Source organism: Nocardioides salsibiostraticola (genome assembly GCF_054783655.1).
Map to the genome: position 1 here is coordinate 93757 of NZ_BAAGQD010000006.1, position 21896 is coordinate 115652.

General features: G+C 66.8%; 24 protein-coding genes. 12 read left to right on the top strand and 12 right to left on the bottom strand.

All coding sequences use genetic code 11. From position 1 onward, the window contains the following. Position 1: 1 nt before the first annotated feature. Both ACYVLV_RS04625 and ACYVLV_RS04630 read right to left on the bottom strand, forming a co-directional pair. The gene (locus ACYVLV_RS04625; RefSeq protein ID WP_460808043.1) at positions 2-1006 is read right to left on the bottom strand and encodes a GNAT family N-acetyltransferase; all 1005 of its coding nucleotides are present in this window, start codon (positions 1004-1006) and stop codon (positions 2-4) included. A gap of 52 nt (positions 1007-1058) precedes the next feature. After that, a complete protein-coding gene (locus tag ACYVLV_RS04630) occupies positions 1059-2396 on the bottom strand; it encodes a DNA polymerase IV (protein WP_460808045.1) in 1338 nt (445 codons plus the stop codon). A 118-nt stretch (positions 2397-2514) separates the two neighbouring features. Here ACYVLV_RS04630 and ACYVLV_RS04635 point away from each other — a divergent pair, with 118 nt between their 5' ends. Beyond that, entirely contained in the window at positions 2515-3540 is a 1026-nt protein-coding gene (locus ACYVLV_RS04635) for a DUF4192 domain-containing protein (protein ID WP_460808046.1), read from the top strand. 21 nt (positions 3541-3561) lie between these two features. Beyond that, positions 3562-5028, top strand: coding sequence for a glutamate--cysteine ligase (locus ACYVLV_RS04640; RefSeq protein ID WP_460808047.1), 1467 nt, complete (start codon positions 3562-3564; stop codon positions 5026-5028). 13 nt (positions 5029-5041) lie between these two features. On the opposite strand, the gene ACYVLV_RS04645 is transcribed toward ACYVLV_RS04640, so the two are convergent. Genes ACYVLV_RS04645 through ACYVLV_RS04660 form a run of 4 tightly spaced genes read right to left on the bottom strand, consistent with a single transcriptional unit; the run spans position 5042 to position 9355 of the window. Beyond that, positions 5042-5962, bottom strand: a complete 921-nt coding sequence (locus tag ACYVLV_RS04645) for an alpha/beta hydrolase (protein WP_460808049.1) — start codon at positions 5960-5962, stop codon at positions 5042-5044. Next, positions 5959-6432 (bottom strand): hypothetical protein, encoded by a 474-nt coding sequence (locus tag ACYVLV_RS04650; protein WP_460808050.1) that lies wholly within the window; start codon positions 6430-6432, stop codon positions 5959-5961. The genes ACYVLV_RS04645 and ACYVLV_RS04650 overlap by 4 nt, the downstream gene beginning before the upstream one ends. Positions 6433-6485: 53 nt before the next feature. Beyond that, a complete protein-coding gene (locus tag ACYVLV_RS04655; protein WP_460808052.1) occupies positions 6486-7715 on the bottom strand; it encodes an AI-2E family transporter in 1230 nt (409 codons plus the stop codon). Next, complete coding sequence (locus ACYVLV_RS04660) at positions 7715-9355, bottom strand: isovaleryl-CoA dehydrogenase (protein ID WP_460808054.1); 1641 nt, start codon at positions 9353-9355, stop codon at positions 7715-7717. The genes ACYVLV_RS04655 and ACYVLV_RS04660 overlap by 1 nt, the downstream gene beginning before the upstream one ends. Before the next feature lie 77 nt (positions 9356-9432). Here ACYVLV_RS04660 and ACYVLV_RS04665 point away from each other — a divergent pair, with 77 nt between their 5' ends. The 5 genes from ACYVLV_RS04665 to ACYVLV_RS04685 all read left to right on the top strand — a co-directional run bounded on the left by ACYVLV_RS04665 (position 9433) and on the right by ACYVLV_RS04685 (position 13857). Further along, a complete protein-coding gene (locus tag ACYVLV_RS04665; protein ID WP_460808056.1) occupies positions 9433-10107 on the top strand; it encodes an ArsR/SmtB family transcription factor in 675 nt (224 codons plus the stop codon). A 72-nt stretch (positions 10108-10179) separates the two neighbouring features. Then, positions 10180-10932, top strand: a complete 753-nt coding sequence (locus ACYVLV_RS04670; RefSeq protein WP_460808058.1) for a DsbA family protein — start codon at positions 10180-10182, stop codon at positions 10930-10932. Beyond that, on the top strand, positions 10929-11801 hold the full coding sequence (locus tag ACYVLV_RS04675) for a cytochrome c biogenesis CcdA family protein (RefSeq protein ID WP_460808060.1): 873 nt from the start codon (positions 10929-10931) through the stop codon (positions 11799-11801). The genes ACYVLV_RS04670 and ACYVLV_RS04675 overlap by 4 nt, the downstream gene beginning before the upstream one ends. A 26-nt stretch (positions 11802-11827) precedes the next feature. Beyond that, complete coding sequence (locus ACYVLV_RS04680; protein WP_460808062.1) at positions 11828-13624, top strand: acyl-CoA dehydrogenase; 1797 nt, start codon at positions 11828-11830, stop codon at positions 13622-13624. A 74-nt stretch (positions 13625-13698) separates the two neighbouring features. Continuing rightward, positions 13699-13857, top strand: a complete 159-nt coding sequence (locus tag ACYVLV_RS04685) for a hypothetical protein (protein ID WP_460808064.1) — start codon at positions 13699-13701, stop codon at positions 13855-13857. Positions 13858-13859: 2 nt separating this feature from the next. Here the strand turns inward: ACYVLV_RS04685 and ACYVLV_RS04690 are convergent, their stop codons facing one another. The 3 genes from ACYVLV_RS04690 to ACYVLV_RS04700 are packed head-to-tail and all read right to left on the bottom strand — an operon-like array spanning position 13860 to position 15713. Further along, the gene (locus tag ACYVLV_RS04690) at positions 13860-15212 is read right to left on the bottom strand and encodes a dihydrolipoyl dehydrogenase family protein (RefSeq protein ID WP_460808066.1); all 1353 of its coding nucleotides are present in this window, start codon (positions 15210-15212) and stop codon (positions 13860-13862) included. Further along, complete coding sequence (locus ACYVLV_RS04695; RefSeq protein ID WP_460808068.1) at positions 15209-15421, bottom strand: hypothetical protein; 213 nt, start codon at positions 15419-15421, stop codon at positions 15209-15211. The genes ACYVLV_RS04690 and ACYVLV_RS04695 overlap by 4 nt, the downstream gene beginning before the upstream one ends. After that, on the bottom strand, positions 15414-15713 hold the full coding sequence (locus tag ACYVLV_RS04700; protein ID WP_460808069.1) for a thioredoxin family protein: 300 nt from the start codon (positions 15711-15713) through the stop codon (positions 15414-15416). Before ACYVLV_RS04700 ends, ACYVLV_RS04695 begins: the two co-directional genes overlap by 8 nt. Positions 15714-15768: 55 nt before the next feature. Between ACYVLV_RS04700 and ACYVLV_RS04705 the strand changes: the two genes are divergently transcribed. Together ACYVLV_RS04705 and ACYVLV_RS04710 are read left to right on the top strand one after the other, a co-directional pair. Next, the gene (locus ACYVLV_RS04705; protein ID WP_460808071.1) at positions 15769-16170 is read left to right on the top strand and encodes a heavy metal-responsive transcriptional regulator; all 402 of its coding nucleotides are present in this window, start codon (positions 15769-15771) and stop codon (positions 16168-16170) included. A gap of 138 nt (positions 16171-16308) precedes the next feature. Beyond that, a complete protein-coding gene (locus tag ACYVLV_RS04710; RefSeq protein WP_460808072.1) occupies positions 16309-16890 on the top strand; it encodes a hypothetical protein in 582 nt (193 codons plus the stop codon). A gap of 192 nt (positions 16891-17082) precedes the next feature. Here the strand turns inward: ACYVLV_RS04710 and ACYVLV_RS04715 are convergent, their stop codons facing one another. Continuing rightward, positions 17083-17538, bottom strand: coding sequence for a hypothetical protein (locus ACYVLV_RS04715; RefSeq protein WP_460808074.1), 456 nt, complete (start codon positions 17536-17538; stop codon positions 17083-17085). A gap of 98 nt (positions 17539-17636) precedes the next feature. Further along, positions 17637-18074 carry a hypothetical protein gene (locus tag ACYVLV_RS04720; RefSeq protein WP_460808076.1) on the bottom strand — a complete coding sequence of 146 codons (438 nt, stop codon included), beginning with the start codon at positions 18072-18074 and terminating at the stop codon, positions 17637-17639. 102 nt (positions 18075-18176) lie between these two features. Here ACYVLV_RS04720 and ACYVLV_RS04725 point away from each other — a divergent pair, with 102 nt between their 5' ends. Then, on the top strand, positions 18177-18362 hold the full coding sequence (locus tag ACYVLV_RS04725; protein ID WP_460808391.1) for a helix-turn-helix domain-containing protein: 186 nt from the start codon (positions 18177-18179) through the stop codon (positions 18360-18362). A gap of 1 nt (position 18363) precedes the next feature. Here the strand turns inward: ACYVLV_RS04725 and ACYVLV_RS04730 are convergent, their stop codons facing one another. Continuing rightward, a complete protein-coding gene (locus ACYVLV_RS04730; RefSeq protein WP_460808078.1) occupies positions 18364-19284 on the bottom strand; it encodes a hypothetical protein in 921 nt (306 codons plus the stop codon). Between the two features lie 94 nt (positions 19285-19378). Here ACYVLV_RS04730 and ACYVLV_RS04735 point away from each other — a divergent pair, with 94 nt between their 5' ends. Together ACYVLV_RS04735 and ACYVLV_RS04740 are read left to right on the top strand one after the other, a co-directional pair. Then, a complete protein-coding gene (locus ACYVLV_RS04735; protein ID WP_460808080.1) occupies positions 19379-19942 on the top strand; it encodes an HhH-GPD-type base excision DNA repair protein in 564 nt (187 codons plus the stop codon). A gap of 407 nt (positions 19943-20349) precedes the next feature. After that, positions 20350-21816 (top strand): RNA polymerase sigma factor, encoded by a 1467-nt coding sequence (locus ACYVLV_RS04740; RefSeq protein ID WP_460808081.1) that lies wholly within the window; start codon positions 20350-20352, stop codon positions 21814-21816. Positions 21817-21896 lie beyond the last annotated feature (80 nt).

Genomic DNA, 21896 nt, shown 5'->3' on the forward strand with positions numbered 1-21896 from the left:
CTCAGAGACGCTTGAGCAGCTCCACGGAGTTCTCGACCGGCTTGAACCCCATCCGGTCGTTGATCGCGACCATGTAGCCGTTGGTCTCGGCGTTCTGGGTGATGACCAGTCGGGCTCGGGGGCTCGCGTCCTGCATCGCGCGCAGGTTGCGGGCCTTCACGGCCATGCCGAGACTGTGTCCGCGATGTTCGCGGTGCACGAAGGTTCCCCATTGATAGACCGCGCCCTCGCGCGTTTCCGCCGGAGCGAGCAGGGTGGACTGGGCGACCACGGTGCCGTCCTCGGCAATCGCGATGGTCTCGTAGGCAGTACGGCCCATGGCGCGGGTGGCCGCCCGCGCTTCCCGCAGACGCTCAGGAGTGATCTGCTCCTCCTCGTAGTCGACCTCGCCGCTGGGTGCGTCCACCGCCAGTTGACCCAGCAGAACGCACAGGGACTCGACGTACTCATCGGGGACCTCATCGACGAGCGTTTCAAAGCGGTACCCAGCGTCGGGGGACGTCGATTCATGGATCCACGCCTGGATCCAGTGGTCCTCGACCGGAAGCCGCATATGGCGGACGACCTCGATGTTGGACAGGTCGTAGCCCCGGACCCGGGCGAAGTCGCGGTAGCCGTGGGTCTCCGTCTCGGCGATGGCCAGCGGGACCTCGGTGACGGCCGTCGTACGCCGGTCGGCGCGTGCGCGTTCTTCCAGATGGTCCAGGAGAGCACTCGCCACACCCCGGCGACGGGCGGGTGGGTCGACGTGGAGGTGGAACCAGACCTTGTCGCGGTTGTCGAGGAGGAAGTACCACGCGACGTACAGCCCGACCATCTGGCCGTTCTCGGTCGCCACGAAGACGTCCTGCCGCTCGCCACTGTCCGGTGAGCGCATGGACCCCAGGTAGTCCTCCAGGGACTCGAACGGCATCTCCTCGCGGCCGAGCAGGGTTGCCCGACGGGTCAGCTCGTACGCCGCCTGCATGGCTGCGTCGTCGGTCAGGTCGAGCGCGATGATGTCCACACGCCGACGCTACGCCGAGCGACGGTTCGACGCGAGGCATTATTCGGCGGCATTATTCGGCGGGGGAGTCCGGTTTCCAGGGGGTCAAAGCGGGGTCGGTGATGGCGTAGGAACGAACCGGCCCGGGTCCGGTCTGTGCGGTCTCGAAGCGGACCGTGACCACGTCGCGTCCGGATCCCCAGACCCAACCCCGCCCCATCTCGGTGTGCACCACGTCCATGCCGGGTGGCCACACGCCGCCCCGACGGGGCAGCTCGACCGGTGGGGGCTCCGCGGGATCCGGGGTCTCCTCACCGGAGGTCGCCTCGCCCTGGTCGCCGAAGAGGTCGTCCTGGATCCAGTCGGCCAGACCGGACACGCCCACGCCCAGGAGGCGCACCCCGCCCGAGGTGTCCAGGTCGGCCAGGAGGCCGGTGGCCAACCGCGCGACCGTGCTCGTGCTGTCGGTCGGGGAGTCGAGCGTGGAGGACCGGCTGATCGTCGTGAAGTCGTGGAGTCGGACCTTGATGGAGACCGTGCGACCCGAGAAGCCGTTGGCGCGCAGCCGAGCCGCCACCTCGCCGGCCTGTTTGGTCAACAACCCCTGCATGAGCCGTCGGTCGGTCAGGTCGGTCTCGTAGGTCCCCTCCACGCTGACCGACTTCGTCTCGCGCTCGGCCAGGACCGGGCGGTCGTCGCGCGCCCGACACAACTCGTGGAGGGAGGCGCCGTGGGCCTTGCCGACCAGCCCGATGAGTTCATCGAGGCCGACCCCCTCGAGATCCGCGACGGTGTGCAGACCCGCGCGGCGCAGGCGTTCGGTCGTGGCGGGTCCCACGCCGGGGATGACCGACGCCTTCATCGGTCGGAGCAGGTCCCGCTCGGTGCCCGGCGCCACCAGGGTCAGGCCGTCGGGCTTGTCCAGTTCGCTGGCGATCTTGGCGATAAACTTGGAGGTGCCCAGACCCACCGACGCGGTCAGGCCGCCGGTGACCTCACGCACGCGCTGACGCAGGTCCTCGGCGAACTGCGTGATGGCGTCGAGATCGTCGAGGTCCGGCGGATCCGCCGACTGAGCCAGGTCGACGAAGGCCTCGTCCAGGGAGAGCGGCTCCACTGCCGGGGACGCGGACCGCAGCACGGCCATGACGGCGTTGCTGGCCTCGCGGTAGGCGTGGAACCGGCCGCTGAGGAAGGCGGCGTGGCCGCACCGCGCCCGGGCCTCACGCCCCGACATGGCCGAGCGGACGCCGTACACCCGCGCTTCGTACGACGCGGTGGCCACGACGCCTCGGCCGCCGGTTCCGCCGACGATGACCGGTTTTCCCCGCAGCGAGGGTTTGTCTCGTTGCTCCACAGAGGCGAAGAAGGCGTCCAGATCCAGATGGAGGATCGAGGCCTGGGTTCGCACCCCGGCAACCTACTGCCGGACCCATGAGTTCTCCACACGCTCCGCCCTCGGTAGGCCTCTCCACAGCGGCGCGCTCGCTCGGGGTGATCGACCTCCTCTCGGAGGCACGGTGATCCTCATGACCACGACATCAGATCCGATGACCCTGACCGCCCGCTGCCCCGAGGACGTCCTTGCGATGGTCCCGGTGGTGCTGGGATTCGTGCCCACCGATTCGGTGGTGATGCTGACGTTCGGGGCGCAGGAGGCGTTCCACGCCAGGATCGATCTGCCCGAAACCCTGTCGGTGGACCCCGAGCTCCTGGAGGAACAGGTCAGCGCGCTGTGCGGCGCGTTGCTCGCTCCCGCGACCTGCCACCGGGCACACCGCGTGCTCTTCGTCGTCTACTCCGCGAACGCCCGGCAGTCCGGCGTCGTGGGCCGCCGACTCGAACACGACTTCGGCCGCGCCCGCATCGACATCGTCGAGATGCTGCGGGCCGACGGCCGACGCTGGTTCCCCCTGGTGGGCAAGCGACCCGGCGTCCCGGAGTGGGGGGTGCCCTACGACCTGAGCAGTCACCGGTTCTCCGCAGAAGCCGTGATGCACGGCCGGATCACCCACGGCTCTCGGGTCGACCTGAGCGACACCCTGACTGCCGACGAATCGCAGGTCCGAGCCACGACCGCCGCACTCGAACGGACCGTTGCCACCTGGGAGCGCGGGGCGATCCCGTCGAGCGGGGTGCTGCTCACCGAGGGGGCATGGGTGCAGGACCTCCTTCGTCGGCACCTCGGCAGCGCCGATCTCATCACCGACCAGGACCTGGTGCGTCTGTTGCGGGGGATCGACCTGTTGCGCGTGCGTGACGCGGCCTGGGCTCTGATGGACCGGCCCTCCGCCGAGGACCACGTGGCGTTCTGGAGCGACGTGGTCCGCCGCAGTCCACTGCAGTGGGTCACGCCGGCGGCGACCCTGGCGGGGTGGGCTGCGTGGCAGGCCGGACACGGCGCGTTGGCCTGGTGTGCGGTCGATCGTGCTGAAGCGGGGGATCCCGACTACACGCTGCTCAACTACCTCGCGCATGCCCTGCAGAACGCGATTCCGCCCTCGACCTGGACCCCGACCGCCGAGTGGGACGCGGGGCTACTGCACAGCGCCTGAGAAGCGCCGTAGTCTTCCGTCATGGGCGAAGACGTCGATGCGCAGGAGTTCACCCGGGCTGACCGCACGCGCCACCGGGAGAAGGTCCGGCGTTGTCTGGACGTATTCGCGCGCATGTTGCGCGAGGCGCGGTTCGACACCGACGACCCGATGACGGGGCTCGAGGTCGAACTCAACCTCGTCGATGAGGCGGGGGACCCCGCGTTGAAGAACGCCGAGGCGCTCGAGGCGATCGCGGATCCCGACTTCCAGACCGAGTTGGGTCAGTTCAACATCGAGATCAACGTGCCACCCGCCAAGCTGCGCGATGGCGGGCTGCGCACCTTCGAGGACCACCTGCGCAAAGGCCTGAACGATGCGGAGGAGAAGTCCGCCGCCGTCGGTGCCCACCTGGTCATGATCGGCATCCTCCCCACCCTGGCGGAGGGCCACATGGGGCTGGACGCCATCAGCGGGAACCCGCGCTACCGCCTGCTGAGCGAGCAGATCCTCAACGCCCGGGGGGAGGACATCTCCATCTCGATCGACGGCGCGGAGAAGCTGCGCACCTCCGCCGACTCGATCGTTCCCGAGGCGGCCTGCACCAGCACGCAGTTCCACGTCCAGACCTCCCCGGACCAGTTCGCGGGGTACTGGAACGCCTCGCAGGCGATCGCCGCGGTCCAGGTCGCGGTGGGAGCCAACGCGCCGTACCTGTTGGGCAAGCAGTTGTGGCGAGAGACGCGGATTCCGCTGTTCGAACAGGCCACCGACACCCGCAGCGAGGAGCTCAAGGCGCAGGGGGTCCGCCCGCGGGTGTGGTTCGGTGAACGGTGGATCACCTCGGTCTTCGATCTCTTCGAGGAGAACGTCCGCTACTTCCCTGCGTTGTTGCCGATCACCGACGACGAGGACCCGGTGGCCGTCCATGAGGCCGGGGGGACCCCGAACCTCTCGGAACTACGACTGCACAACGGCACCGTCTACCGCTGGAACCGTCCGATCTACGACGTGAACAACGGGGTGCCGCACCTGCGCGTGGAGAACCGCCTCCTCGCCGCCGGGCCCACGGTGGTCGACACCGTGGCCAACGCCGCCTTCTACTTCGGTCTGGTGCGGATGCTGGCCGAGAGTGAGCGACCGCTGTGGTCGCAGATGTCGTTCAGCGCGGCCGAGGAGAACTTCCACGTCGCCGCCCGCCAGGGCATCGAGGCCCAGATCTACTGGCCCGGAGTCGGACAGGTCGCGGTGACCGAGCTCGTCCTACGACGCCTCCTGCCATTGGCCCGACAGGGCCTGACCGACTGGGGCGTTGATGACACCACGAACCAACGGCTGATGGACATCATCGAGCAGCGCTGTCTGACCGGGATCAACGGAGCCGAGTGGTTCGTCCGACGGATGGCCGATCGGGACAACCTCGAGCGCTACGACGCGTTGCGGGCCACCCTGCTGGAGTACCGCGAACTGATGCACACCAACGAGCCGGTGCACACCTGGTCCTGCTGAGCCCGCCCGCCCCTCAGTCCAGAACGGTTCTGCGGAGGAACTCCACCTGCGAGGCGATGACCTCCTCGGTGCAGCCGCCGTTGAACGGTGCGAAGTGGTCGCCGGCGAAGTCTTGACGTTCGCCGCGGGGGGCCACTCGGGCGAGTCGGGCGACGGCTTCGGCGTCCACCGAGACGTCGTCGTCGCATCGTCCGACCCACAGGGGGACAGCGACGCGCTTGGCGTGGGTCACCGGGCGGAAGAGAGCAACGGTGAGGAAGACCGCGGGCGAGATCTCGTTGCACCAGTCGGCGGTCGTGGCGGAGGCGAACCCGGCTGATTCGCCGGGCAGGGTCATGGCGCCCATCCGACCGGGAGGTGCGGTCACGGGGACCCGAACGGAGAAGCCGAGAAGGTCGAGGATCGCTCGGGGCAGGATCCAGGCCACCACGGACAACGGGGTCGTGAGCACCCGGCGCAGTCCGTCGGCGAAAGGGCAGAGGACCAGCGCGGCGGCCGCCCCCACCTGGCGTGACACCAACGTGGTGACATGTCCTCCCGAGAAGGAGAAGCCCCAGAGCACCACCCGGGTCGCGTCCACCTGGGGCAACGACCGCGCGTACTCGACCGCCCGTCGCCAATCCTGCTGCTGATCTCCGATCCGGAAGCGCTGACGCGGGCGACCCCCCGACTCACCGAGAAAGCGGTGGTCGAAGACCAAGACGTGGGTGCCCGCTGCGGCGAACCGACGTGCGTAGGCGTCCAACCCGTCCCGCTTGGTGAGGCCGAAGCCGTGCGCCATGACCACACACGGAGCCGGCTTAGAGGTGTCCCGCCCCGAGGCCTGGGCGGGATAGAACCACGCGGCCACCGACGAACCCTCCACGGAGAAGGAGACATCGACCCGGGAGGTCGCGGCCGGGTGCGGGTCTGGGAAGGAACGAGAGGGGCTCACGGCACCTGATTGTGCCGTCCCCCACGTCGGTCGCGCAGCCGCTTCCACTCCCGGCCGACCCCGGTGACGGGGTCCCGCCAGGCGCGTCGGTTCACGACAACGAAATGGAAATCGGCTGCCTCTGCTTCGGCGGCGGCGCTGCGGAGGGCTCTGAGCGCAGCCAGATCGAGGTCTTGGATGTCCAGATCGCCGGTGCGGGTGAGCCAGGCGAGCCACCGCTCCGTGGCGCGCTGCGGGGGCAGACGTCGGAGAAGGGCCGCGACGACATCGGTTCGCAACGCGTCGTCCCAGGTGTCCTCACGACTCAGCACGCAGTGGATCGGTGTGCGGTCACCCTCCTGGGTCAGCACCGCGAGATGCAGCGTCGGGTCGAAAACCCGGCGATGCTCGTTCTCGGCGTGCTCGAGCACCACGGCGCGCAGGAGTCGGCTCAGCGCCGGGTCGGGTGGATCGTCGATGCCGAGGTGCATGCCAGAAGAGTGCCGTAGATCGCCGACGGTACTGCTCGGCTCTCCACAGATCCTCAGTCCGAGCCGTTCTGGGCGTTCACGCTCGTCGGGTCGTCCTCGTCCGCGGCCTGGTCCGATAGTTCGTCCTGGTTCTCGGCACCTGAGGGGCGTGCCGGCGGGCCCCCCGACTGTTCCGCATCGGTGCAGACCTCGTTGATGTAGCGCAGCACCACGGCGAGAACGGCGACGGTGGGCACACTGAGGAAGGCTCCGGCGACGCCGAACAGGGTCGAGCCGAGGACGATGGCCAGTAGGACGATGGCGGCATGCAGATTCAGACTCTTCCCCTGGAGGTAGGGCAGGAAGAGATTGCCTTCGAGTTGTTGGACGACCAGCACGATCGCGACGACGATCAACGCCGCGACCCAGCCGTTCGCCACCAGGGCGACCAGGGCGGCCAGGCCACCCACCACGACCGCGCCGACGATGGGCGCGAAGGCGGCGAGGAACGTCAGGGCGGCCAAGGGAACAGCCAACGGGACGCCGACGATGAGTAGCCCGGCCCCGATCAGGACAGCATCGATCAGGCCGACCAGGGCTTGGGTGCGGACGAAGCCCCCGAGGGTCGTCCACGCCCGGGACAGGACCTCGGTCAGATGCTGTCCCACGCGGGGACCGGCCGTCGCGTCGAGCCAGGGCAGGAACCGGCGACCGTCCTTGAGGAAGAAGAAGGACAGCACCAAGGTGAGGACCAGGTTGATCGCTGCGGCCGTCACGGCACTGACCCCGACGAGGACGCCGGACGCGATCGAGGCCGAGCTCGACTGCAGTCGCTCCTGCACCGCGCTGACCCCGGCATCCACCTGCATCTCGGTGACGTCGAACCGGCCGCTGTCGGAGACCCACTCCTCGATCTTGGTCAGACCGAGCGAGGCGCTGTCGGCTATCTCCCCGATCTCCGAGGCGACCGACGGGATGATGAACATCACGAACGCGGCGATTGCGCCGATCGTGCTGAGGACGGCACCAGCGGCGGCCAGGCTGGTCGGAAACCCCAGACGTTGTTCGAGAAAGCTCGCCAACGGCTGCAGCACCGTGGTCAGGATGAGGGCCAGGATCAGGGGAAGCAGGATGCTCCACAGAGTTTGGACCACGTAGCCCACGGCGAGGGCGCCGATCCCGATGATGAGCCAGCGCAGGGTCCACGCGGCCAGCCACTTGATGCCGGCAGCCAGGGCCTGCTCGCGAGGCCGGGGCGCCGGAGCGTCGGAGTCGGCCCGGGCGGCGACGATGGGCTCGCTCATCAGAGCGCCGGGGCCGCGCGGGTGAGGATCGCGTCGAGGTCGAGCCCCGTGGGCAGGGTTCCGAACGCACCTCCCCAGTCGCGATCGAGTCGACTGGCGCAGAAAGCATCGGCGACCGCCGTCGGGGAGTGGCGTAGGAGTTGAGCTCCCTGGAAGATCAGGGCCATCTGCTCGACGATGCGTCGGGCCCGGTGTTCGAGGTCGTCGAAGGAGGTGAACTCCTTCTTCAGCCGGGCCACCGCTTCGTCGTAGCGCCGGTCGGCGCCTCCCGCGAGATCGATCTCCTCCCAGAACACGTCCAACGTTGCAGGGTCGCGCGTCATGGCCCGCAGGGCATCGAGGGCCGCGACGTTGCCGGACCCCTCCCAGATCGACAGCAGTGGGAGCTCGCGGTAGAGCCGGGGGAGATCGGAGTCCTCGATGTAGCCGTTGCCGCCGAGGCATTCGAGCGCCTCGGCCGCGTGCATGGGGCCCCGCTTGCAGACGTAGTACTTGGTGACGGCCAGGGCGATCCGCCGCAGCGCGGCTTCGCCCTCGTCTCCGCGGATGGCGCGGTCGTTGGCCCCGGCAAGTCGCATCATCGCCGTGGTCGACGCCTCGGACTCGACCGCGAGGTCGGCCAGGACGTTGCGCATCAGCGGCTGCTCGATCAGCGGCTTCCCGAAGGCCGAACGGTGGCGTGCATGATGCATCGCCTGGGTGAGTCCGGTGCGCATGCCGGCCGAGGTCCCGATGACGCAGTCCAGACGCGTCATGTTCACCATCTCCACGATCGTGCGGACGCCGCGTCCCTCCTCTCCGACGAGCCAAGCCGCGGCACCGTCGTACTCGATCTCGGAGGAGGCGTTGGAACGGTTGCCCAACTTGTCCTTGAGTCGCATCAGGCTCAGGGCGTTGCGCTCACCGCCGGGCAGAACCCGGGGCACCATGAAGCACGAGACACCGGCGTCGGTCTGGGCCAGAGTCAGGAAGAGGTCCGACATGGGCGCCGACGTGAACCACTTGTGGCCCACCAGGGTGTGGGTGCCGTGGGAGGCCGAGCCGGAGGCCGGCGTCGCCGAGGTCGTGTTGGCGCGGACGTCGGAACCCCCTTGCTTCTCGGTCATCGACATGCCGGCGATGAGGCCCAGTTTCGTGGCGGGGTCGCGTAGTTCGGGCTCGTAGACCGTCGAGGTCAGCTTCGACTCGAAGGCCGTGGCCAACTCGGGGTTCGCGCGCAGGGCGGGCACCACGGCGTACGTCATGGAGATCGGGCAGCCATGTCCGGCGTCGACGTTCCACACCATGAACTTCGCGGCCCGGGCGACGTGGGCGCCAGGACGCTCGTCGGCCCAGGGCGTGGCGTGCAGGCCGTGGGCGACCGCGGTCTGCATCAGATGGTGGTAGGCGGGGGTGTAGTCGACCTCGTCGACGCGGTGACCGTAACGGTCGTGGGTGCGCAGGGTCGGCGGCGTCTTCTCGGCGAGGCGACCCAACTGCTGGGCCTGCGCGGTGCCGGCCATCCGACCCAGGGAGTGGACCGCGTCGGCCGCCCAACCGGCGCCCTCGCGTTCCAGACCTTCGAGGAGAGCCTCGTCCTGGGCGGTGTCATGCCCCTCCAGCGGAGGGACCTGGTTGAAGACCTCGTGCGTGCGCGACATGCGACGGACTCTACGGGGGCGGGTTGGCCCCGCGCGCAGGCATCTTCTACATTATTCCAAAGATCATTGGAGGATGAATGGATGCAACAGAACGTCGTACCCGGGTGTTCGACGAACTCGCGGTGGTGGGCAAGGCCTTCGGGAGCGCCAAACGCCTCGAACTGGTCGAGTTGCTGGCCCAGGGGGAGCGCACCGTGGACGCCCTTGCCCGAGCAGCCGACATGGGGGTGACCACTGTGTCCGCTCATCTCCAGGTCCTCAAGTTGGCAAACCTCGTCCGCACCCGACGCGAGGGCACCCGGGTGCACTACCGCTTGGCGGGCGACGATGTCGCGCGGCTCTACGACGCCATGCGGGTCGTCGCCCGGGAACGCTCGGCCGACGTCGGGCAAGCCTTGGAGGCCTATCTGAACCTCCCGGGATCCGGCGAGGTCGGTCTGGTCTCCCGCGCGGAGCTGACCCAGATGCTGGAGAGCTCCACGATCACGCTGCTCGATGTCCGCCCGGAGGAGGAGTTCATGGCCGGGCACATCCCTGGGGCCCGCAACGCTCCGCTCGCGTCGCTGTCGACGATGGCGGCCGACCTGCGAGACGCCCATGAGGTGGTGGCCTACTGCCGCGGCAGCTTCTGCGTGCTGGCCCACGACGCCGTACGACTGCTGGGAGCCGAGGGGATCCCGGCCCGGCGCCTCGAGGACGGGATGCTCGAGTGGCGCACTCATCACCATCCCGTGGAGGTCGGCGCCCGGTGACCTGCTCGAATTCCGCGCCTCCCTTTCCGACTGCGCTGTCCTTTCCGACCACGATTTCAGGAGGTCTGATCCATGTCTGATCGCCGCAAGAGCCCCGCCGTACCCCTAGCCATCGCCGCTGTGGCGATCATCGCGCTGATCGCCACCGCCATCGGCACGTCGCTGGCCGGCACCGGTGAGGACGCCGACGAACGGGCCGGCTCTCCCTCGGCCACCTCGCCGACCTCGCCTGGCTCGTCCGCCGAGTCGGAGCAGGCCCCCGATGACGGGTGGGAGCAGTTGGTTCGACGTGACGCCGATGACCCCATGGCCATCGGAGAGACCGACGCTCCGGTCGTCATGCTCGCCTACTCCGAGTTCCAGTGTCCGTTCTGTGGGAAGTACGCCCGCGACACCCAGCCCACCCTCGTCGAGAAGTACGTCGAGGACGGCACCTTGCGCATCGAGTGGCGCGACTTCCCCTACCTGGGAGAGGAGTCGACGACCGCCGCGAAGGCCGCTCGGGCCGCCGCGGCCCAGGACAGTTTCGGTCCCTTCCACGATGTGTTGTACGAGAACCAGTTTCCGCCCAACTCGGGCAAGCTGGATGAGGACTATCTGGTGGGCATCGCCGAGGACCTGGGGCTGGACGTCGAGCAGTTCCGTGCCGACATGTCCTCGGAGGAAACCGCAGACGCCATCGCCCGGGACTTCGCAGAGGGCCAGGCCATCGGCGTGACCGGCACGCCCGCCTTCGTCATCAACCGCATCCCCGTCATCGGTGCTCAACCCACCGAGGTCTTCGAAGAGGCCATCGAACGCGCCGCGGAGCAAGCGGCCTCGTGAGCGACGTCGGGCTGATCGCAGCCTTCGCCGCGGGCGTGCTCGCGCTGCTGTCCCCCTGTAGCGCGCTACTGCTCCCGTCGTTCTTCGCCTATGCCTTCTCGAGCAAGCGAGCCCTGGTGGCCCGGACCTTCGTGTTCTACCTCGGTCTGTTGCTCACCCTGGTTCCCCTGGGCACCGGGGCGGGGGCGGCGTCGTCACTCTTCTACGGCAATCGGCCCCTGCTGATCGGCATCGCCGGCTGGATGATCATCGGGTTCGGCGTCTTGCAACTGCTCGGCAAGGGGTTCACGGTCCCGTTCTCCGAACGGATGAACGGCGCCGTGTCCGCTCGAGGGGGAGACGGTTGGGTCTCGACCTTCCTGTTGGGGGCCGTCTACGGGCTGGCCGGCTTCTGCTCGGGCCCGGTGCTCGGCGCCATCCTCACCGTCGCCGCCACCCAGGAGTCGCCCTGGCAGGGTGGGGCGCTGCTGGCCGTGTACGCGCTCGGCATGGCCGCCCCGTTGCTGGTCATGGCGGCCCTGTGGGACCGCTACGACCTGGGCAGCCGGCGTTGGCTGCGTGGACGCACCTGGCAGTTCGGTCGCCTGCGGGTGCACTCGATCTCGCTCCTGTCGGGGGTGTTGTTCATCCTGATCGGGGTGATCTTCCTGCGGTACGACGGCACGGCCGGCCTGACCGGGTCGCTGGGCGTCGGAGACCTCACCGATCTCGAGTTCAGGGCACAACAGGCGGTGGTGGAGTGGACATCGTGGATCCCCGGATGGGGTCTCCTCGCGGTGGTCGCTGTGGTGGCGAGTGGCGTCGCCTGGCGGCGCTGGCAAGCCGACACCGAGGAGCCCGCGGACCGCCAGGACGCCGCGCGACGGTGAGATCCGCGGCGAGATAGTTTGGGCTGATGACGTCCTTGGTGCTGTCTCCCCGTGACCTGGAGTTCCTGCTCTACGAGTGGTTGGAGGTGGAGACGCTCGTTTCACAAGAGCGGTACGCCGAGCACTCGCGGGAGACGTTCGACGCAGTTCTGGAGTTGGCCGAGACGGTCGCCACGCGGCACTTCGCGACCCACAACAAGCGCAACGACGCCGAGGAACCGACCTTCGACGGTGAGCGCGTGCACCTGCACCCGGAGGTGAAGGAGGCCCTCGACGTCTACTCGCGCAGCGGCTTCATGGGGGCCACGTTCGATGAGGACCTGGGTGGACTGCAGTTGCCCCAGGTGGTGGCGACCGCGATGGCGGCCTGGTTCCAGGGGGCGAATTGCGGAACCGCGGGGTATCCGTTCCTGACCCAGGCCAACGCGCATCTGTTGGTCGCGCACGGCTCGGCCGACCAGGTCGAGCGCTATGTCCGTCCGATGCTGGAGGGTCGGTTCTTCGGGACCATGTGCCTCTCCGAGCCGCAGGCGGGGTCCTCGCTGGCGGACGTGACCACGGTGGCCACACCGGCGGAGGACGGGACCTACCGGTTGCGTGGCAACAAGATGTGGATCTCCGGTGGTGACCACGACCTGAGCGAGAACATCGTGCACCTGGTGTTGGCCCGCGCCGAGGGTGCACCGGCCGGGGTGAAGGGCATCTCCCTGTTCGTCGTACCCAAGCACCTCGTGGAGGACGACGGTTCCCTCGGCGACCGGAACGACGTCGTACTCGCCGGGCTGAACCACAAGATGGGTTGGCGCGGGACGACCAACACGATGCTCAACTTCGGCGAGGGCACCCACCGCCCCGGTGGCCAGCCGGGTGCGGTCGGCTACCTGGTGGGGGAGGAGAACCGGGGCCTGGCCCTGATGTTCCACATGATGAACGAGGCTCGGATCGGGGTCGGCCTGGGGGCCGCGGCCCTGGGGTACACCGGCTACCTCAAGGCCCTCGACTACGCCCGCACCCGAACCCAGGGACGCCCGGTGGGCGCGAAGGACCCGGCCTCGGCTCCCGTGCCGATCATCGAGCACGCCGACGTACGCCGGATGCTGCTGGCGATGAAGGCCTACGTCGAGGGCGGCTTGGGCCTGGTCCTCTACGCAGCCCGGCTCGTGGACGAGGAACAGACCGCGACAGACCCCGCCGAGGCGGCCCGCGCGAAGCAGTTGCTGGAGGTGCTGACCCCCATCGCGAAATCCTGGCCCTCGCAGTGGTGTCTGGAGGCCAACGACCTGGCGATCCAGGTGCACGGGGGCTACGGCTACACCCGGGAGTACGACGTCGAGCAGCACTACCGGGACAACCGGCTGAACCCGATCCACGAAGGCACCCACGGCATCCAAGGACTCGATCTGCTCGGCCGCAAGGTGCTGCTCGACGACGGTGCGGGACTCCACGAGCTCGTCGCCCGCATCGGGGCAACTGTCCAGGAGGCCCGGAACCGCGGTGGCGATCTGGCCGAGGACGGCCAGGCGGTGGGGGCCGCGGCCGAACGCCTGGTCGCGGTGACCCAGAAGGTGTGGTCCGCCGGCGACGTGACGCTGAGCCTGGCCAACTCCTCGACATACCTCGAGGCGACCGGACACGTGGTCGTCGCGTGGATCTGGCTGCAGCAGGCCCTGGCCACCGGCGACCAGCCCGACGACTTCTACGCCGGGAAGCGCCAGGCCGCGCGGTGGTTCATCCGGTGCGAGCTACCTCGGACCGAGCCTCAGTTCGAGCTCCTAGAGCGCCTGGACCGGACCCATCTCGACATGGTCGACGCCTGGTTCTGACGATGGACAGGGTGGACTAGCCCAGAACGGGTACCGATGAGCAAGTCAGTCACCTAGCTCGGAGGAGAACCATCATGCTCAGAGGACTCATCACCCGATTCACCCGCGCTGGCGGCGGTGCTGGTCGTCGTACGACACCGGGCATCGGGGGCACTGGTGCCGCCGGTGGTGGCAGCAGCACGGACGCGGCCCTAGGTCGCGGCATCCGCAAGTTCTTCCGCCGCGCACGCTGACCTCAGAGCAGCGCACCCAGATCTGAACCGACCGAGGGGTAGGCCGCGGTCGCGGACTTGAGTTGTCTGGTGGTGAGTCCGAGTTTGATCGCCAGCCCGATGGGGTTGATCAACTCGGCGTACTCCGGACCCAGCAGATGGGCGCCGACGATCAGATCCGTGGATCGGTCCACCAGCACCTTGGCCGCGGCCGTGGTCTCGCCGATCCGATAGTTGGAGTACCAACCTGACGTGTCGTGGAAACGGACGTCGAGATCGATGTTGCGATCGCGGGCCTCCTGCTCGAGCAGCCCGACCCGAGTCAGTTCCGGGATGGTGAAGACCGCCGTCGGGATACCGGCATAGTCCGGTGCTGTGGTGCGCTGCTTGAGCATGTTCGAAGCCGCGACCTTGGCCTCGGACACCGCGACCGGGGTCAACGCCATCCCGGCGGTGTCCGCTGCGTCCCCCGCCGCCCAGACGGCGGGATTGCTGACGCTGCGCAGGTGGGGCTCGACCCGGACCCCTTGCCGGCCGTAGTCGACCCCGGCGGCCTCGAGTCCCAGTCCCTCCAGAGCAGGGACACGTCCGGCTCCGTGAACCACCAGATCGGCCTCGAGAGATTCACGGACGCCGTTCGATTCGAGGGTGACCAGTTCACCGGTCGCGCCGGCCTCCACCGCGAGGATGGAGGTGGAGGTCCGTACGTCGATCCCCCAGTCGAGACCCCGCGCAACGACGCGTTCAACCAGGTCGGGATCGAAGCCCGTAAGCGGTCGTTCCCCGCGGTGGACGATCGTGACCTGGCTGCCCGCGCGGGCGGCGATGTGAGCGAACTCGAAGGAGATGAACCCGCCGCCGACGAACAGGATCCGGGCCGGCAGGGAATCCAGGTCGAGGAACTCGGTGCTGTCGATGAGTCGTTCGTGTCCGGGGAAGTCGAGAGGCCGAGGTGCGGCACCGGTGGCCACCAGAACGTGCTCGGCGGTGTGGGACGTGCCGTTGATGTCGAGGTCCTGTGGACCGGTGAACACCGCACGCCCGTGAAGAAGGTCGACGCCTCGGGAGGCCAGGCCGCTCTCCATGTTCGCCGGCACGGGATCGGTGAAGCCGTGCTTGTGCTTCATCAGATCCGACCAGTTGATGGCGAGGCCACCGGCATCGATGCCCTTGCCGCGCATGAGGTGCGCACTGTCGAGGATCTCGGCGCCGCGGCGAAGGATCTTCTTCGGGTCGCATCCACGCAAGGCACAGGTTCCGCCGTACGGCAGATCATCGACGATGGCCACGCTCCAGCCGCTGTCCGCGGCCTTGTTGGCGGCAGCAACACCGGCCATGCCTGCCCCGATGACGAGCAGGTCGTGGTGGCGCTTCATGCTCGCACCGCCTTACGTCGTTGCATCGTGCGGGCGAGGCCCAGAAGCGCGATGAGCGATCCGAACCCGACGAGGACCCAGCTGTTGAGGGTCCAGCCCAGCACCGTGCCAAGAAGCCCCAGGGTGAGAAGCACCGGGAAGGCGCAACACAGGGCCACCACGCCCGCGAATCCCGCTGCCGACAGTGCGAGCGGATCAGCCCTACGCATCGGACACCGCCGTTCGCAGCTGCTCGAGGGTGGGTGCGCCCGCGAATCCATCGGGGGTCCGGTAGCGGCGGCACGCCAGTCCGACTGCCGTGCCCGGCTCGGCGAAGGGATCGATCCCGTCCACCAGGACACTGGGGGAGCCGTGGAAGCCGATCCGTTCTGCCTCTTCTGGGGTGTCGACGATCTGACGGTGGATGTGGATGTCGGGGCGCTCGGCGGCGACGACGGAGATCCGCTCGTCGGTCTCCGTCCAGTTGGGGCAGCCCTCGAAGTACTGCAGCGTGATGTCCATGGCGGTGACGTTAGACCTTGCACCGCACTACAAGGTCAAGTCGTAGGATAGGCGCATGCGCATCGGAGAGCTCGCTGCAGAGACCGGGCTGAGCAGCCAAGCCATCCGTTTCTACGAACGCAAGGGCCTTCTCCCTCAGCCGGTTCGGGGGAGCAACGGCTATCGCGAGTACGACGCGTCGACCCGGCGTCGTCTCGAATTCATCCGAAGCGGTCAGTCCGCCGGACTGACCCTCGACGAGGTCGCGAGCGTGCTGCACGTACGCGATCACGGCGACGCCCCGTGCAGCCACGTCAGCGCCCTGCTTGCGACCAAGTTGGATGAGGTGCACGCGCGTCAGCGTGAGCTCGCTCGTCTCGAGACGGAGATCGAGACCCTGATCGCCCGCAGCGAACAGCTCGATCCCCGCGACTGTGCGGAGGGACAGATCTGCAACATCCTCACGAAAGATGCCTGAGGAGAACTGGCAACGGGGGACGCGAACGGGTCAGTCGCCGGGGGTCATCTCGGGCCATACCCCTGCTAGGGGCGCGGTAGGACGATCAAGGGTCGGGGTCGCGCCGGCGACCTCACTGAGATTTCGCGGAGGTTCCCCATGCACATCTTCAAACGGTTCGTGAGACGGCTCGTTCCGACGCCGACCATATTGACCCTGATCGTCGCTCTCGCACTGATCAGCGGCGGCTCGGCGGTGGCAGGCTCCTTGGTCACCAGCGCTCAGATCAAGGACCGCACCATCCAGTTGAAGGACCTGAACAAGAAGACGATCAAGTCGCTCAAGGGCAAGAAGGGAAAACAGGGCAAGCAGGGAGTGTCCGGCGCGCAGGGCGTCGCCGGCGATCAGGGGCCCCAGGGAGAGGCAGGGACAGCCCGAGGCGTGGCGATGATCCAGCCCGACGGCACCGTGTACAGCCCGCGGGGCACCTTCCAGAACCTCACTGTGGTGCACCCGGCGACCGGGGTCTACTGCTTCGGCAGCGCACCCGGCACCTCCACCGGCATCGGAAACTACGGCCTGGTGATGGCGACCGCCCACGGTCAGGACTTCACGAAGTACGCGGTGACCATCAATCTCGAGTACGGCAGTCAGTGCAACCCGCACGGCGGACACGGTGCCTTCGTCACCAAACTCGACGGCACCCCCATCGACGGCTATTTCGTGATTGCCCTGATGTGATTCCTCCGCGCCGACGTCGGGCATGCTGGGTGACATGACTCTTCACATCACGGGTGACGCCGAAGCGGACGCGGTCCTCAACGCACAGCCCTTCGCTGTCCTCGCTGGCATGATGCTTGACCGCAATAGTCGTCCACCATGGAGCAGCGAATTTGGGCTGCCTCGGTGGGTATCTTGGCGGACTACGGCTTCCTAGGAGCGCGGAAGATGGGGGGTGGTCTTTCGTAGAGGTTCCCTGATCAGGTCAGTGTCGAACTCGTCACGCCGAGGGACATAGAACCAGCCCTGCTCTGTCTCGGGGTCGTAGTGCAGGACTGTATTGGTCTCTTCCATCCGCACATGCCATGCGCGGAGGCGGCCCTTGTTCTCATCCGATACTTCCGCTCCCTGGCGCGTACGACCCTCGGCCCTAAGCATCATCACCGGGTAGGCGTAGCGGTGCTCGAGTTTGACGGGCCAAGGGATCAGGTCGTCGTTACGCACCGTGCGACGGGTGATGCCCATACGACGCCGATAGTTCCCCCACATACTAGGGACAGTCTCGATGTTGTATTGCTCCAGGTATTCGTCGACCATCCACCGGTAGGTGCGGCCCTCCGTGAACCATCGACGGACTTCGGCGTCATCCTGAATCTTCGTGGCTGGCACTACCGGCTCCTTAGGAAGCTTTGGACACGCGTCTGACAAGCGCGAGCGGATCGATTGCGACGGTAGTGGGCTGTACGACGTCTTGTTCATGGAAGCCGTCAGCCGTCATGGAACGGAGACTTGCGCTCCCAGTTGCTCAACCTGCCGAGATTTCTTTCTAAGTGCTCGATCTCTGCGTACTTCACGAACTTCTCAAGCATGAGTGGGTCAGCAGGAGCGGGGAGCGTGGGTTGCGCCTCGGCCCACAACACGATCGCCTCTTGGGACCTAATTAGCCGTTCCAGCCTGGCCCGCTCGCGTTGCAAGCCCTTCTTCGACGCCGGTGTCATCAACCCGTCCATCGCTGTGAGCAATCGGCGCCGCTTAAGAGGTCCTGACTCACGAAACTTACGAGCGAGAGTCGCTTGGGCGGGTGTTGCGCGAATGTTGAGCCCAGCGAGGATCGATGCTGATACCTGCAACGCGGCGTCGTCCGCAGACTCGGCCTCCACGTAGCGGTGCGCGACGTCGGCAACTTCCACTTTCCACAGGTCCATGCAGAGGAATGATATTCATAGTCTGTCGACTTATAGTCTGCATCACTCCAATATCGAATAGTGGCGACCTACGACATGCAGTTGCAGGACCGGCTACGGATCATGGGTGAGCGAGTGCGCGGAGAGCGCCTAAGGGCGGGCCTCTCGCAGGAAACGCTCGCAGAAAGGGCGGGTCTACACAGAACTTACGTGGGATCGGTGGAGCGCGGTGAGCGCAACATCAGCCTCGGTAGCCTTTTCGCGCTGGCCGACGTTTTGGGCGTTAGGGCCGGTTCAATTTTGCCGTAGATCAAGGCGGATAGGTGGCGGCCGCGACTAGGGAGACCGCATACCGTTCCGCATGGTCTTCTTCTAGAGAGGTGAATCGATAGCCGCCCGTGGCGTCTGCGAGAGGCTCTCCGGTGTCCGCATACTCCGCCACCACTACGCCGGATAGGTGCCCCAGTCGCTCCCTAATGCTCTCTCGGAAGCGCAATACACTTTGACATTGGTCAAGCAAGCGGGGATACACGAACGGAAGAATCGTTTGGTCGACTCGGGTCAGATCGCTGAGTGCCCGTTCCATCACCTCGACCACAGAAATTTCCGGGCCTAGCGTGCGCAAATGGTTCTTTAGTCTCGCGTTCAGTCGATCGTGTGAAAGCAGAGTCTCCACGTTGAAGTAGATGCCTGACCACTTCACGACGTTGGCCGGATCGCCTTTGACTAGTCTTGAGCCAAAGGCGATCCTGACGAGGTCGAGGGTGGAGTGAACCGCCACTTCACGTATCCGTCTCATAAGAAACAAGTCGGGACACCGGTCGTACTCCTCACGGAAAACCCGCTCAACGTGTTCACCAGATCCGCTCCCGCCGTTTCTTCGAGCGCGACTCTCTGAATGCTCTTGATACAGCCTGACTCCCACTGAGTAGTTGAGGACGCTGGCCAGCGCCATTTGTTGTATACCCAGTTCTTTACGTTGCGGGTACCCGTCGTCCCTTGCGTAGCCTTCGGTGAAGTCTGCGAGAACAACGCGGTGGAACACGAGATCATTGCTGACCAGCGCGTGAAGGTTTGTGTGTAGGAAGTTGATGATGGCGCGGTGCGCATCTCTGTAGCGCTCAAAGTCTGCTGCGCTGACAGTTTGGCGAGGGACTATGTCAAAGAATTCTCCGTCCGGCCCGTCCCGGTGGGTGAACTGAGCGACGCAGTACTTCACGGATCCGATCATAGAGCGAACCTCGGAAGGCAGAGCTTGGTTCGGACGGACGATGCCCGACGAGCGCCAAGGCGATTCTGATAAATCCATCTGACAGGATGGATCCATGGGCTTCAACATCACGGGGGACTCCGACGCCGACAGAATCCTTGACGAGTCATCGTTCGCAATTCTCGTTGCGATGATGCTCGATCAGCAGTACCCGATGGAGCACGCTTTTCGCGGCCCGGCCAAGGTGGTCGACCGGTTCGGGACCTTCGACGTGGCCGCGATCGCTGCTGCCGACCCCGAGGAGTTCGCCGCGATGTGCGCGACGACCCCGGCGATCCACCGGTTCCCGGGGTCGATGGCCAAGCGGCTCCAGGAGCTGGCCCGCATCGTGGTGGACGAGTACGACGGCCAGGCCGATCGGATCTGGACCGAGGCGAAGGACGGTCGGGACCTTCTCAAACGGATGATGGCGCTGCCTGGTTTCGGCAAGCAGAAGGCCCAGATCTTCGTTGCCCTGGTCGCCAAGCAACTCGACGTACGGCCTGAAGGTTGGGAGAGCGTCGTGGGGGACTACGCGCTGGAGGGCCACCGCTCGGTGGCTGATGTGGTGGACTCCGACTCGCTGCAGAAGGTGCGCGAGTTCAAGAAGCAGAAGAAAGCGGCCAAGGCCGCTGAGTAGACGGGGTCCGCAGCGATGCTCGTCGTCGCTGCGAACCCCGAAGCCCGGCCGCCGTGGGGGCACGGCCGGACTGGACCGGCTGTACCCGTTCAGAATCGGTTTATGCGTTCTCGGGACGAACGGTTCAGGACTCCCTAGAGTCCGAACTTCGTCTCGTGTCGCGCGGTGAGCTCAAACTCCCTGCGCTGTGCGATCGACGTGCGCCTTTTGAGAGTGCGCGCGAAGGGGTCGTCCTGCTTACGCCCGTGGGGGGAGTGAGCAGGGCGATCGGCGCCTCGTTCGGGCTCCCGCGGTGGGTGATGGTGGGTCTCCACCGGGAGCGTGCCAGAATGAGAAGCGCGGCTCTTGACGTTACCGGCGTTTGCCGCGCCCCAGTGACCCCATGCAGTCTGTACCGAGAGGTTTTCGTGTCCTCGAACGCACGCCAGATCCCCGCCGAGGTGCTCGCGCACCAAGCGATCGTGACCCTTATCGAAGGTGGCCTCCCAACTGGGAGCATCTCGCCTCTTGCGGTCCGTCAAGCCAGTGAGGACGCCGGCGTCGAGCCTCGTCACCTCAAGGCGTTGATGTCTCACCTGAGTTCCCTGGGAATCTCGGTGGCGCTCCCATCGGGTGCAGGTGTGGCGGCAGCCGCGACGCGCAAGACCACCGCGACTGCGAAGGCTCCTGCGAAGAAGGCCCCCGCGGCGGAGAAGGCGGCCCCGGCAGAGCCTCCCGCCAAGAAGGCCGCCCCGGCGAAGAAGGCCGCGGCGAAGAAGGCGGCTCCGGCGAAGGCCGCTGCTGCGGTTGCGCCCGCGGCCGTGGGGCCCGACGGCAAGAAGCTTCTGCCTGACCTCCCTGACGAGCAGTTCGAGAAGGACGTCAAGGCGGACCCGACCATCAAGGAGGACGAGAAGTCGGCGTCCTTCGTGGTCTCCTCCTCCGACGAGACCGACGAGCCCGAACAGCAGGTCATGGTGGCTGGCGCCACCGCCGACCCCGTCAAGGACTACCTCAAGCAGATCGGCAAGGTCCCCCTCCTCAATGCCGAGATGGAGGTCGAGCTGGCCAAGCGCATCGAGGCCGGGCTCTTCTCCGAGGAGAAGCTCGCCAAGGGCGGTCGGATCTCGGCCAAGGTGCTCGAAGAGCTCGAGTGGATCTCCGACGACGGCCGGCGCGCCAAGAACCACCTCCTCGAGGCCAACCTTCGTCTGGTGGTCAGCCTCGCGAAGCGTTACACCGGTCGCGGCATGCTCTTCCTGGACCTCATCCAGGAGGGCAACCTGGGTCTGATTCGTGCGGTCGAGAAGTTCGACTACACCAAGGGCTACAAGTTCTCGACCTACGCCACGTGGTGGATCCGCCAGGCCATCACGCGCGCCATGGCCGACCAGGCCCGCACCATCCGGATCCCGGTGCACATGGTCGAGGTCATCAACAAGCTTGCTCGTGTGCAGCGTCAGATGCTCCAGGACCTGGGCCGCGAGCCCACGCCGGAGGAGCTGGCCAAGGAACTCGACATGACCCCCGAGAAGGTCATCGAGGTCCAGAAGTACGGCCGCGAGCCCATCTCTCTGCACACCCCCCTGGGCGAGGACGGCGACTCCGAGTTCGGTGACCTCATCGAGGACTCCGAGGCCATCGTCCCGGCCGACGCGGTGTCGTTCACGTTGCTGCAGGAGCAACTGCACGCCGTCCTGGACACGCTCTCCGAGCGTGAGGCCGGTGTCGTCAGCATGCGCTTCGGCCTCACCGACGGACAACCCAAGACCCTCGACGAGATCGGCAAGGTCTACGGCGTGACCCGCGAGCGGATCCGCCAGATCGAGTCGAAGACGATGTCGAAGTTGCGTCACCCGAGCCGCTCACAGGTGTTGCGCGACTACCTGGACTGAGTTCGACCCCGCTTACGCCAGACGGCACCGATCACTTGATCGGTGCCGTCTGGCTTTTGCGTTCTCAGACCCGCTTCACC